This is a genomic window from Enterobacter soli ATCC BAA-2102, assembly GCF_001654845.1.
Taxonomy (GTDB): Bacteria; Pseudomonadota; Gammaproteobacteria; order Enterobacterales; family Enterobacteriaceae; genus Enterobacter; species Enterobacter soli.
In genome coordinates this window covers 16,047-27,911 of the sequence record NZ_LXES01000042.1, presented here as the reverse complement: position 1 = coordinate 27,911, position 11,865 = coordinate 16,047, and the positions used below count along the sequence as shown (strand labels likewise).

The window sequence follows — 11,865 nt, the reverse complement described above, 5'->3', positions numbered from 1 at the left end:
AATGGCTGTTGAAACAAAATTCGTTGTCGTAAGAAAAGGTGAAGAGAAAATGACATTTGCCAGTAAGAAAGAGGCTGACGCTTACGACAAACTGCTCGATATGGCAGACGCGTTCACCGACTGGCTGCTGCAAAGCGGAATGCAGATGGATGAAACGCAGGCTGAAAATCTTGGCCTGTATCTCGCCGAGCAGAAAGAGACCGTGCAGCATATCCTGCGTACCAGCAAACTTCCCGAGCTTAATGCTCCAGTTGCAGCGGATAAAACAGAATCCGATGCGGCTGACTCGAAAAAAATCAAAGCCGTAAAAGCGGCCTGATTGTCAGAAAAACCATCCCCTGCCCTGGGCCGTAAGCAGATAGCTGCTTACGGCCTTTTTGTTGGGAGAGACGGCAGCGTTAGAACCCTGCATTATTGATTTCGTTTCACTTCGTATTGCAAGCACACTACGCCCGACGGGAACACGTTACTCTTCACCAGCATGAGTGAGGTTCTGTCTTTTACGTTTTTGAACAAGGGAATACCGTGCCCCAGCAGCACCGGATTGACGAACAGCCAGTACTCATCGATAAGGTTTTCCGCCATCAGCGAGTGAGTCGCTGAGGGACTGCCAAATATTAAGATTTCGCTGCCCGCGTTATGCTTAAGCTTGCTGATTTCGTCGCTTAAATTGCCACTGATGATTTGCGTATTAGGGTGATCTTTTTGCAACAGCGTTTTCGACAACACCACTTTGCTGGCTGATTTATACCAACGCGAATGCGCATGGTCATGCGGGCTGGCGTCAGGCTTATCGGCAGCCGTTGGCCAGTACGATTCCATCATCTGGTAGGTGTTGCGGCCATACAAAGCGGTGTCGGTCTGCTGAATTCGCTGCTCCACGTATTCAAACAAATCAGGGCTGATGCTTATCCAGTCCAGGCCCGCCGGGCCCTCGGCGGTAGAAGCGACAAAACCATCCAGCGACACATGAACAAACGATACGAGTTTTCTCATGATTTTCTCCAGGGCCATCTTGATACCTGACCGGTGAGGGCTGTTTAACGGGCTTTTCGGGTGAACTGTTGCTCAGTAATGGTACTCCCCCACTGATCGCCTTCCCATTCTTTGGACAATTCAAATCCAAATGATTCGTACAACCGCCTTGCCGCCTTAAGCTTATTAAACGTCCATAACTGGACTGACGAGAACTTTTGCTCATCACAAAATTTCATCGCCTCGGCAATGAGTTTTCTGCCCACCCCGCTGCCGCGACATCCATCGTCAAGGATAAACCAACGCAGATGTGCCTCATTATTTCCCAGGTCTTCCCCGTCAATCGCAACGGAGCCAACGACGCGATCGTTCACCATTGCCAGCCAGATCTGATTACAGGGCTTATCCAGGCGGTCAGAAAAATCAACAAGACCTGCGGCAACCTTCCTTTCAAAAAATGAACCGAAGTGATGCTCTCGGGCGTAATAGCTGCCATGCATTTCAGTAATTCGGCCAATCATACCGGGATGATATCCCGTGACTATGTTGACGCTGTTTCGCACTTTGCCTTCGCCGTTTTCGCGGCTGGCTTTCAGCGCGCTGGCATAAGAAGAAAGGCCTTGTGATACGGTGTCCTGGGTAAAGGGATCCAGTTTCCCGAGTGCTGCTGCGACCCGTTCGTCAGCATAAGTATTAATGTTCCGCACGGTCTCTCTGCCCTTCCCTGTGAGGCTTAGCAGCTTCGTCCTCGCATCTTCGGCGGATGGGGTTTCTTCGAGTTCTCCGGCTTTGACAAGTTTAGCAAGCATCCGGCTGACGCTGGATTTCTCTAGCCCCAGAATCTGAACCAATTGCGCGGCAGTCATTGACCCATGCGCGTCAACTTCCAGCATGGAGTGAACGGCTGAGGGGGGATAGTCCGTTGTCGCCAGATTTTGGTTCATAAACCCCAGCTCTCGCACCATTAAGCGCGATGCCGCACGTATCGTTTGTATGTTCTTTAGTTCAGAAATCATCTGTATTGCCCTGCAATAATAGTTGTACTATACAACCATTATTGCAGAGAACGTGTCAATCACTTCATGTCTGCTTCGTGCCAGGTTGATTTTTGGTGTTAGCCCGCCGCCCTTTTTGGCAAACGGTTAAAACGATCTGACCATGGCTGAAACGACAATCCCGGCGGAGATAGCAATCAAAGGTCTTTTAAAAACTAACATCACGACTGCCGTGGTCAATAATGCCAACTGAGCGCCTTTGTCGCCTGTGAGGGCAACGGGGGCTAATATCGCCACAAGAACCGAGCCTGACATACCCTGAATAAAGGCTTTTATGCGGTGATTAAAAGGAACAAAAGACATAATCCAGACGCCGCCCCACCGGGTAGCGAGTGTCACCAGCGCCATCACTAAAATAATTATCAGTGGTCCCGCACCTACCGTCTCAATACTCATTTTTTCTCTCTCATGATAATTCCAGTAATACCTCCGGCGAGGGCTCCGGCGATCACATGACTATTTTCTGGTAACCATTTAAACGCTAGCAGCGAAGCACCGGCCGCTACGGCCCAGATAATAAACATCCTCAGGTTTCTTTCCCCTTCGAACACCATAGAAAGGAGAAAACACCCCATGACCATATCCAGACCAAAGCTTTTGGGATCCTGTATAGCACTCCCGAGATAAAGTCCTGCAATGGTACCGACTCCCCAAAAAAGCCATAACGCGAGACCGCCGCCAAAAAGTAATCCCAGCCCCGCTCTTCCCCGGCTGAATGCCTGAATGGACATAGCCCAGTTAGCATCGGATACGACCATCATGATCCCGTAGCGTTTCGCAGGGGTTAACGATCGCAACCACGGGTATAAGGTGGCCCCCATTAACAAATGTCGGGCATTAATGGCAAAAACGGTGGCGATGAGCGTGACGACGGGCACGTGAGACGTCCAAAGTTCTAACGCGGCAAACTGCGCATAACCGGCAAAAACCAGCACACTCATCATTGTCGCCGACATCTGGTCCATCCCTTTCTGTGATGCGGCCAGGCCAAAGGCAGCACCAAAAATAGCGACAAACAGAGAAACCGGGATAAGTTGCCGAAAACCCGCCCATACCAGTGAATGACTAAGTTGAGATAATTCGGGCTCGTGATACGTCATCGGTGACCTCATGATCGTTCAAACGGTGAAAGCGATGAGCGCCACTATGGCAGTATTGTTGAATCGATAAAAACGCATAATAATAGATGTTACTATTTGATAATCGAATGCAAGGATCACCGGTGCATTATCAAGATCTCCAGATGGACTGGCTCAAATGTTTTGTTGCGGTAGTGGATGCAGGATCGCTTTCGGCTGCATCACCTGAGGTCCATCGCTCACAGTCTGCGGTCAGTATGCAGCTTAAAAAGCTGGAATCTGCATTAGGGTGTCAGCTTTTGCTGCGCGGCCCACGGCAGCATCAACTCACCTCTGAAGGACAAAAACTGCTGGGGTATGCCCGAAGGATGCTCGACCTTCATGCTGAAGCGCAGGCGGCATTCCACGGTAAGGAGCTAACGGGGCGTATTCGCCTGGGTGTCCCGGATGACTATGCAGCAAAATACCTGACACCTGCTCTGAAGAGATTTGCCCCAAACTTTGGGTCAGTCGAGATCGAACTGAGTTGCGAGCAGTCAACGTCATTAATTCCTCGCGTTGAGGCCGGCGATCTTGATTTGGCGCTGGTCTCCAGGGAACATCCTGGTCAGGGAGCGTTATTATTTTATGAACCGATGGTGTGGGTCGGTTCTCCACAGTTTGAAGTCTGGAGGCGCGACCCATTACCCATTGCGGTGTATGAAAGCACAAGCCTTGCTAAGCGTAGTGCTATCAACGCATTAGCCCTACAGGGGCGGAGATATAAGGTGGTGTATAACAGCTCCAGCCTGTCAGGGCAGATCACAGCAGTGGAAAGTGGCCTGGCTGTTGCGGTTCTGACCCAGTGCAGCGTACCGCCTCACCTGCACGTTCTTGGCAGCGAACATCTTTTGGGCCCCCTTGAACCGATGGAAGTCGCATTGTTCAGAAGCCGTGCTTCTCAGGGGTCTTCTGCTGTGGATAGTTTGTATGATTTGCTACTGCGAACGTTACGGGTCAGAAAGGTGTAACGGTGAGACGATTTTTAGATGTATCAACGTCTGCACCTTGCTCACAGTGGATAGAGACCAACAAGGCGAAATTTCCAATTGTAATGATAACTATTCTCATATTAATATGGCCGCGTGATAATTAACTTTTGATACACTTCGCATGTCTGACCGCGCCACTACCACTGCCTCATTAACGCTCGAGTCGCTTTATGGCTCACATCACGGCTGGCTGAAAAGCTGGCTGATGCACAAGCTCCGGTCTGCTTTTGATGCAGATGACATTGCCCAGGACACTTTTCTGCGGGTAATGGGCAGCGACACGCTCTCGACAATCCGCGATCCTCGCTCATTCCTGTGCACTATCGCCAAACGCGTGATGGTCGATTTATTCCGCCGAAACGCGCTGGAAAAAACGTATCTGGAGATGCTGGCGCTTATGCCGGAGGAGATGGCACCTTCTCCCGAAGAACGCGAAAGCCAGCTCGAAACCCTGCAACTCATCGACACCATGCTTGACGGGCTAAGCGGAAAAACACGCGAAGCGTTTCTGCTTTCGCAACTGGATGGTCTGAAATACAGCGAGATCGCGCTGCAACTGGGTGTTTCCGTCAGCTCGGTGAAAAAGTATGTGGCGAAGGCTATCGAACATTGTCTGCTGTTTCGTCTGGAGCACGGCCTGTGAACGCGTCTATCACCGATTCTCGCCGCCAGGCATTGCGCTCGGCCTCACACTGGTATGCCGTATTGAGCGGCGAGCGCGTCAGTCCACAGCAGGAGGCGCGCTGGCAACAATGGTATGAAGAGGACAAGGATCATCAGTGGGCCTGGCAACAGGTTGAAAATCTGCGCAGCCAGCTCAGCCACGTACCGGCCGATGTCGCCAGCCGGGCGCTGCACGATACACGCCTTACCCGTCGTCACGTGATGAAAGGGTTGCTGTTGCTGCTCGGCGTGGGCGGCGGCTGGCAGATCTGGCAATCTGAAACCGGTGAAGGTCTGCGTGCAGACTACCGCACGGCCAAAGGCGCAGTCAGTCATCAGCGGCTGGAAGATGGCTCGCGGCTGACGCTTAACACCCAAAGCGCAGCTGACGTTCGTTTTGATGCGCATCAGCGCGCTGTCCACCTCTGGTACGGCGAAATTGCCATTACCACCGCAAAAGACACTCAGTCGCGACCTTTCCGCGTGATGACCCGCCAGGGCCAACTCACCGCGTTAGGCACAGAATTTACCGTCTACCAGCAGGACAACATCACTCGCGTTGCCGTTCAACGACACGCTGTTGAAGTCTTACTGGCAAGCCATCCGCAGGAAAAACGTATTGTAAACGCTGGCGAGAGTCTGGAGTTTAGCGCGTCGGAATTTGGTGCGATAACCCCAACAGATGATGAAAGCACCACCTGGACGCAGGGTGTTCTGAGCTTTAGTGATAAACCGCTCGGTGAAGTGATCGCCGCGCTCAGCCGCTATCGCAACGGCGTGCTGCGCTGTGATCCGGCGGTGGCCGGGCTGCGCCTGAGCGGGACCTTCCCGCTGAACAATACTGATGCCATCCTGAATGTTATCGCTCAGACTCTTCCAGTTAAAATTCAGTCGGTTACGCGATACTGGGTAAATATCTCAGCATTGTAAGAAAAATAATTCTCATTTCCATTGTCCCTTTTCCCCTTCTCGTTCGACTCATAGATGAACACAACAAAAATGATGATGGAGAAGGTATGACGCCTTTACGCGTTTTTCGAAAAACAACACCTTTGGTTAACGCCATTCGCCTGAGCCTGCTGCCGCTGGCCGGGCTGTCTTTATCCGCCTTCGCAGCACAGGTTGATATCGCACCGGGTTCGCTCGACAAAGCCCTTAACCAGTATGCCGCGCAAAGCGGAATTACTCTGTCGGTTGACGCCAGCCTGACGCGCGGCAAACAGAGTGACGGTCTTCACGGTGACTACGACATCGAAACCGGCCTGCAACATCTGCTGAACGGTAGCGGCCTGCAGGTGAAACCGCTGGGGAATAACAGCTGGACGCTGGAGCACGCCCCCACACCGAAAGAAGATGTCCTGACCGTGGTGGGAGACTGGTTAGGAGAAGCGCGCGAGAACGATGTATTCGAACACGCTGGCGCGCGTGACGTTATCCGCCGTGAGGATTTCGCCAAAACCGGCGCGACGACCATGCGCGATGTGCTAAACCGCATCCCTGGCGTCACTGCCCCGGAAAATAACGGCACCGGCAGTCACGATCTGGCGATGAACTTTGGTATTCGTGGCCTGAACCCGCGCCTCGCCAGCCGTTCAACCGTGCTGATGGACGGTATTCCCGTGCCGTTTGCCCCTTACGGCCAGCCGCAGCTTTCACTGGCGCCCGTCTCGCTCGGAAATATGGACGCCATCGACGTGGTACGTGGCGGTGGTGCGGTGCGTTACGGACCTCAGAGCGTGGGCGGCGTGGTGAACTTTGTCACCCGCGCCATTCCACAAGACTTCGGTATCGAAGCCGGCGTGGAAGGCCAGCTCAGCCCAACGTCCTCACAAAATAACCCAAAAGAGACGCACAATCTGATGGTGGGCGGCACGGCGGATAACGGTTTTGGTACCGCCCTGCTTTACTCCGGCACCCGCGGCAGCGACTGGCGCGAGCACAGCGCGACGCGCATCGACGACCTGATGCTGAAAAGCAAATATGCGCCGAACGAAGTGCATACCTTCAACAGCCTGCTGCAATACTACGACGGTGAAGCCGACATGCCCGGAGGCCTGTCTCGCGCGGATTACAACGCCGACCGCTGGCAGTCCACGCGCCCTTACGATCGCTTCTGGGGGCGTCGCAAGCTGGCAAGCCTCGGCTATCAGTTCCAGCCGGACACTCAGCATAAATTCAATATTCAGGGCTTCTACACCGAAACCCTGCGCAGCGGCTACCTGGAACAGGGCAAACGCATCACCCTTTCACCGCGTAACTACTGGGTACGCGGCATTGAACCGCGCTACAGCCAGAGCTTTATGCTTGGCTCTTCCGCGCACGAAGTCGGCGTGGGGTATCGCTATGTGAGCGAGTCGACGCATGAAATGCGTTATTACACCGCCACCAGCAGCGGGCAGTTGCCGTCCAACTCCAGCCCTTACGATCGCGACACCCGTTCCGGTACCGAAGCGCACGCCTGGTATCTGGATGACAAAATCGACGTAGGCAACTGGACGATCACACCGGGTATGCGCTTTGAACATATCGAGTCATACCAGAACAATGCCATCAAAGGCACGCATGAGGAAGTGAGCTATAACGCCCCACTTCCGGCGCTCAACGTGCTCTATCACCTTACTGACAGCTGGAATCTTTATGCAAATACCGAAGGCTCGTTCGGCACCGTACAGTACAGCCAAATTGGCAAGGCTGTGCAAAGCGGCAATGTGGAACCGGAAAAAGCGCGAACCTGGGAACTCGGAACCCGATACGACGATGGCGCGCTGACGGCAGAAATGGGGCTGTTCCTGATTAACTTTAATAATCAGTACGACTCCAACCAGACCAACGACACCGTTACCGCACGGGGTAAAACGCGCCATACCGGGCTGGAAACCCAGGCCCGCTATGACCTCGGCACGCTGACACCCACGCTGGACAATGTTTCGGTCTACGCAAGCTATGCGTATGTGAACGCCGAGATCCGCGAGAAAGGCGACACCTACGGCAACCAGGTGCCGTTCTCGCCGAAACACAAAGGCACATTGGGCGTGGACTATAAACCGGGCAGCTGGACGTTCAACCTGAACAGCGATTTCCAGTCCAGCCAGTTTGCGGATAACGCCAACACCGTTAAAGAGAGTGCCGACGGCAGCACCGGCCGCATCCCGGGCTTCATGCTCTGGGGCGCACGCGTCGCCTATGACTTTGGTCCGCAGATGGCAGACCTGAACCTTGCGTTCGGCGTGAAAAACATCTTCGACCAGGCGTACTTCACCCGCTCTTACGACGACAACAACAAAGGCATCTACGCAGGCCAGCCGCGCACGCTGTATATGCAGGGGTCGTTGAAGTTCTAATTCACACCGATTTCGTAGGCCGGGTAAGCGCAACGCCACCCGGCTTTCAGGAGCACCGATGTTCACATTTATCCGCACACTTTTCGCCGCTCTGCTGCTGGTCACCAGCCACGCTTTTGCCGCCACGGTTCAGGACGAACATGGCACCTTTACGCTTGATAAAACGCCACAGCGGATAGTGGTACTGGAGCTGTCATTCGCGGACGCGCTGGCTGCTGTCGATGTCAGTCCTGTCGGTATTGCCGACGATAACGATGCCACGCGCATTCTTCCCGAAGTTCGCGCACATCTGAAACCCTGGCAGTCTGTCGGCACGCGTGCGCAGCCGAGTTTAGAAGCCATCAGCGCGCTGAAACCGGATCTGATCATTGCCGACAGCAGCCGTCATGCGGGTATTTTCAGCGCCTTACAGCAAATAGCACCGGTTCTGCTGCTGAAATCTCGCAATGAAACCTACGCTGAAAATCTTCAGTCTGCGGCCATCATTGGCGAGATTGTGGGCAAAAAGGCACAGATGCAGTCACGCCTGGCGCAACACAAACAACAGATGTCAGCGTGGGCCAGCCAGTTGCCACAAGGCACGCTGGTGTTGTTTGGTACGTCCCGGGAGCAGCAGTTCAACCTGCACACGCAGGGGACCTGGACCGGTGGCGTCCTGACCTCTCTGGGGCTGAAGGTACCTGCGGCGATGGCGGGTGCGTCTATGCCGTCCATCGGCCTGGAACAGCTGCTGGCGCTCAATCCTGCATGGCTGCTGGTCGCACATTATCGCGAAGAGAGCATCGTGAAACGCTGGCAGCAAGACCCGCTGTGGCAGATGTTAACGGCTGTGCAAAAACAGCAGACGGCGTCGGTCGACAGTAACGCCTGGGCGCGGATGCGCGGCATTTTTGCGGCCGAACGTATTGCCAGCGACACGGTAAAAATCTTTCATCAACAGCCTTTATCCGATGTGAAATGACAGTTCTCAGACATCCGGCGTTGCAATGGGGGCTGCCCCTTGCCGCGCTTATCGCAATTTTCTGGCTGAGTCTGTTTTGCTACTCGGCCATTCCTGTTTCTGGTGTTGAGGCTATTCGCGCCCTGCTGCCGGGTCATGCGCCGACGCTTCCACAAGCGCTGGTGCAAAACCTACGTCTGCCGCGAAGCCTGGTCGCCATTCTGATCGGCGCAAGCCTGGCTCTCGCGGGCACGTTGCTGCAAACCCTGACGCATAATTCAATGGCCTCCCCTTCGCTGCTCGGCATTAACAGCGGCGCGGCGCTGGCTATGGCGCTCACCAGCGCCATCAGCCCTGTGCCCGTTTCGGGTTATTCCATCTCCTTTATCGCCGCCTGTGGCGGCGGCATAAGCTGGCTGCTGGTGATGACCGCAGGCGGCGGATTTCGCCATGCCCAGGACAGAAACAAACTGATCCTCGCGGGTATCGCTTTCTCGGCTTTTTGCATGGCTCTGACCCGCATCACCCTGCTGCTGACGGAAGATCACGCCTACGGCATTTTTTACTGGCTCGCAGGGGGCGTATCTCACGCACGCTGGCAGGAGTTCTGGCAGCTTTTCCCGGTGGTGGCGGTTGCTGTACCGGTGGTGTTGCTGCTGGCCAATCAACTGAACCTGCTTAACGTCAGCGACAGCACCGCCCGCACGCTGGGGGTGAATCTGCCGAAGCTGCGTTTGATCATCAACATTCTGGTGCTGCTTCTGGTCGGTACCTGCGTCAGCGTGGCTGGCCCGGTGGCGTTTATCGGCCTGCTGATGCCGCATCTGGCTCGCTTCTGGGTAGGATTCGACCAGCGCAAGGTCCTGCCGATGAGCATATTGATGGGCGCCACGCTGATGCTGGTGGCGGATGTTCTGGCCCGCGCGCTGGCCTTCCCTGGCGAATTACCCGCGGGGGCCGTGGTGGCTCTGATTGGTGCGCCCTGCTTTGTCTGGCTGGTCAGGAGGCGTGGATGAAAATTACGCTAGTCATTTTCATCGCCCTCGCACTGGCAGGATTTTCGCTGCTGTCGCTGCAAATGGGGGTGATCTCCGTTCCCTGGCGCGCCCTGCTGACCGACTGGCAGGCCGGACGTGAGTATCATTACGTGTTAACGGCTTACCGCCTGCCGCGACTGCTGCTGGCGCTGTTTGTCGGTGCAGCCCTCGCGGTTGCAGGCGTTCTGGTACAGGGGATAGTGCGTAACCCTCTGGCGTCGCCGGATATTCTCGGCGTAAACCATGCCGCCAGCCTTGCCTCTGTGGGCGCACTGCTTCTCTTACCGTCACTGCCGGTGATTGTCCTGCCGCTGCTGGCCTTTGCCGGTGGCATGGCGGGCCTGATCCTGCTGCGAATGCTGGCGAACACCAGCCAGCCGATGAAGCTGGCACTCACGGGTGTCGCGCTGTCTGCCTGCTGGGCCAGCCTGACGGACTGGCTGATGCTCTCGCGCCCGCAGGATGTGAACAGCGCCCTGCTGTGGCTGACCGGCAGCTTATGGGGCCGTGACTGGAGCTTTGTGAAGATTGCCGTCCCGCTGCTGATGTTGTTTCTGCCGCTGAGCCTGGTTTTTTGCCGCGATCTCGACCTTCTGGCACTGGGCGATGCACGCGCCACCACGCTCGGTGTGGCAGTTTCGCGTACCCGGTTCCGAGGTTTGCTACTGGCTGTCGCCATGACATCGACTGGCGTAGCCGTCTGCGGCCCAATTAGCTTTATTGGTCTTGTGGTGCCGCATATGGTGCGAAGTATCACCGGTGGACGTCACCGCTGGCTGCTGCCCGTTTCGGCGCTGGCAGGTGCGTTGCTGTTGGTGGTTGCCGATCTGCTGGCGCGAATTATTCATCCCCCGCTGGAGCTTCCGGCTGGCGTGCTGACCGCCATTATCGGTGCGCCGTGGTTTGTCTGGCTGCTTGTGAGAATGCGATAAATGACATTACGAACTGAAAATCTGACGGTCAAGTACGGTACGAACACAGTGCTTGACGGCATTTCGCTCGTACTGCCAGCGGGGAAGATTACCGCCCTGCTCGGCCCAAATGGTTGTGGGAAATCGACGCTGTTAAACTGTTTTTCGCGGCTGTTAACGCCACAGTCCGGCAGCGTATTTCTCGACAATAATCCGATCAACGCACTCTCATCGCGCCAGCTGGCTCGCAGGCTGGCTCTGCTGCCACAGCACCATTTAACGCCAGAGGGGATCACCGTCCGGGAGCTGGTTTCGTACGGTCGCAACCCGTGGTTGTCACTCTGGGGGCGCCTTTCCGCTGAAGACAATGCGCGGGTCAATGCCGCCATGAGCCAGACCCGGATCCATCATCTTGCCGAACGTCGGTTAACCGAACTTTCCGGCGGTCAGCGCCAGCGCGCCTTTCTGGCGATGGTCCTGGCCCAGAATACCTCCGTCGCACTCCTCGATGAGCCAACCACCTATCTCGATATCAATCACCAGGTGGAACTGATGCGGTTGATGGGCGAACTCCGGGATCGGGGGAAAACGGTGGTCGCAGTGCTGCACGACCTTAATCAGGCCAGCCGGTACTGCGATCATCTGGTAGTCATGGCGAACGGACAGGTTATGGCGCAAGGCACGCCAGAAGAGGTGATGAACCCTGGATTGCTGAGAACCGTATTCAGCGTAGAAACGGAGATACACCCCGAGCCAGTATCTGGCAGGCCGATGTGTGTTGTGAGGTAGATGGTGCAGGCCGTAATTCAGCCATTAACATGCCAGACAGGTTC

General features: G+C 55.3%; 13 protein-coding genes. 9 read left to right on the top strand and 4 right to left on the bottom strand.

Annotation, left to right across the window (positions count from 1 at the left end; translation table 11 throughout):
• The first annotated feature begins 1 nt into the window (after window position 1).
• Window positions 2–319: a YebG family protein gene (locus M987_RS15800; RefSeq protein WP_014070104.1), complete on the top strand. Its 318-nt coding sequence runs from the start codon at window positions 2–4 to the stop codon at window positions 317–319.
• 92 nt (window positions 320–411) lie between these two features.
• On the opposite strand, the gene M987_RS15795 is transcribed toward M987_RS15800, so the two are convergent.
• From M987_RS15795 to M987_RS15780, 4 genes are all read right to left on the bottom strand, one after another.
• The gene (locus M987_RS15795) at window positions 412–996 is read right to left on the bottom strand and encodes a dihydrofolate reductase family protein (RefSeq protein WP_041162227.1); all 585 of its coding nucleotides are present in this window, start codon (window positions 994–996) and stop codon (window positions 412–414) included.
• Window positions 997–1,040: 44 nt separating this feature from the next.
• Complete coding sequence (locus M987_RS15790) at window positions 1,041–1,991, bottom strand: bifunctional helix-turn-helix transcriptional regulator/GNAT family N-acetyltransferase (RefSeq protein ID WP_014070102.1); 951 nt, start codon at window positions 1,989–1,991, stop codon at window positions 1,041–1,043.
• 126 nt (window positions 1,992–2,117) lie between these two features.
• Window positions 2,118–2,426: an AzlD family protein gene (locus M987_RS15785; RefSeq protein ID WP_014070101.1), complete on the bottom strand. Its 309-nt coding sequence runs from the start codon at window positions 2,424–2,426 to the stop codon at window positions 2,118–2,120.
• Window positions 2,423–3,130 carry an AzlC family ABC transporter permease gene (locus tag M987_RS15780; RefSeq protein ID WP_014070100.1) on the bottom strand — a complete coding sequence of 236 codons (708 nt, stop codon included), beginning with the start codon at window positions 3,128–3,130 and terminating at the stop codon, window positions 2,423–2,425. Before M987_RS15780 ends, M987_RS15785 begins: the two co-directional genes overlap by 4 nt.
• Before the next feature lie 122 nt (window positions 3,131–3,252).
• Here M987_RS15780 and M987_RS15775 point away from each other — a divergent pair, with 122 nt between their 5' ends.
• The 8 genes from M987_RS15775 to fecE all read left to right on the top strand — a co-directional run bounded on the left by M987_RS15775 (window position 3,253) and on the right by fecE (window position 11,821).
• Window positions 3,253–4,119 (top strand): LysR family transcriptional regulator, encoded by an 867-nt coding sequence (locus M987_RS15775; RefSeq protein ID WP_014070099.1) that lies wholly within the window; start codon window positions 3,253–3,255, stop codon window positions 4,117–4,119.
• Window positions 4,120–4,261: 142 nt separating this feature from the next.
• A complete protein-coding gene (fecI, locus tag M987_RS15770; protein WP_014070098.1) occupies window positions 4,262–4,783 on the top strand; it encodes a ferric citrate uptake sigma factor FecI in 522 nt (173 codons plus the stop codon).
• Complete coding sequence (gene fecR, locus M987_RS15765; RefSeq protein ID WP_014070097.1) at window positions 4,780–5,733, top strand: ferric citrate uptake sigma factor regulator FecR; 954 nt, start codon at window positions 4,780–4,782, stop codon at window positions 5,731–5,733. Before fecI ends, fecR begins: the two co-directional genes overlap by 4 nt.
• A gap of 86 nt (window positions 5,734–5,819) precedes the next feature.
• Complete coding sequence (fecA, locus tag M987_RS15760) at window positions 5,820–8,144, top strand: TonB-dependent Fe(3+) dicitrate receptor FecA (protein WP_014070096.1); 2,325 nt, start codon at window positions 5,820–5,822, stop codon at window positions 8,142–8,144.
• Between the two features lie 58 nt (window positions 8,145–8,202).
• On the top strand, window positions 8,203–9,105 hold the full coding sequence (locus M987_RS15755; RefSeq protein ID WP_014070095.1) for a Fe(3+) dicitrate ABC transporter substrate-binding protein FecB: 903 nt from the start codon (window positions 8,203–8,205) through the stop codon (window positions 9,103–9,105).
• On the top strand, window positions 9,102–10,100 hold the full coding sequence (gene fecC, locus M987_RS15750) for an iron-dicitrate ABC transporter permease FecC (protein ID WP_014070094.1): 999 nt from the start codon (window positions 9,102–9,104) through the stop codon (window positions 10,098–10,100). Before M987_RS15755 ends, fecC begins: the two co-directional genes overlap by 4 nt.
• Window positions 10,097–11,053, top strand: coding sequence for a Fe(3+) dicitrate ABC transporter permease subunit FecD (gene fecD / locus M987_RS15745; protein ID WP_014070093.1), 957 nt, complete (start codon window positions 10,097–10,099; stop codon window positions 11,051–11,053). Before fecC ends, fecD begins: the two co-directional genes overlap by 4 nt.
• Complete coding sequence (fecE, locus tag M987_RS15740; RefSeq protein WP_014070092.1) at window positions 11,054–11,821, top strand: Fe(3+) dicitrate ABC transporter ATP-binding protein FecE; 768 nt, start codon at window positions 11,054–11,056, stop codon at window positions 11,819–11,821.
• The last annotated feature ends 44 nt before the right edge of the window (window positions 11,822–11,865 follow it).

Coding starts and splice junctions, on each gene's coding strand:
- fecI (WP_014070098.1), top strand. CDS start 4,262: ATGTCTGACCGCGCCACTACCACTGCCTCATTAACGCTCGAGTCGCTT.
- fecE (WP_014070092.1), top strand. CDS start 11,054: ATGACATTACGAACTGAAAATCTGACGGTCAAGTACGGTACGAACACA.
- M987_RS15800 (WP_014070104.1), top strand. CDS start 2: ATGGCTGTTGAAACAAAATTCGTTGTCGTAAGAAAAGGTGAAGAGAAA.
- M987_RS15790 (WP_014070102.1), bottom strand. CDS start 1,991: ATGATTTCTGAACTAAAGAACATACAAACGATACGTGCGGCATCGCGC.
- M987_RS15795 (WP_041162227.1), bottom strand. CDS start 996: ATGAGAAAACTCGTATCGTTTGTTCATGTGTCGCTGGATGGTTTTGTC.
- M987_RS15785 (WP_014070101.1), bottom strand. CDS start 2,426: ATGAGTATTGAGACGGTAGGTGCGGGACCACTGATAATTATTTTAGTG.
- M987_RS15780 (WP_014070100.1), bottom strand. CDS start 3,130: ATGACGTATCACGAGCCCGAATTATCTCAACTTAGTCATTCACTGGTA.
- fecD (WP_014070093.1), top strand. CDS start 10,097: ATGAAAATTACGCTAGTCATTTTCATCGCCCTCGCACTGGCAGGATTT.
- M987_RS15755 (WP_014070095.1), top strand. CDS start 8,203: ATGTTCACATTTATCCGCACACTTTTCGCCGCTCTGCTGCTGGTCACC.
- fecC (WP_014070094.1), top strand. CDS start 9,102: ATGACAGTTCTCAGACATCCGGCGTTGCAATGGGGGCTGCCCCTTGCC.
- fecA (WP_014070096.1), top strand. CDS start 5,820: ATGACGCCTTTACGCGTTTTTCGAAAAACAACACCTTTGGTTAACGCC.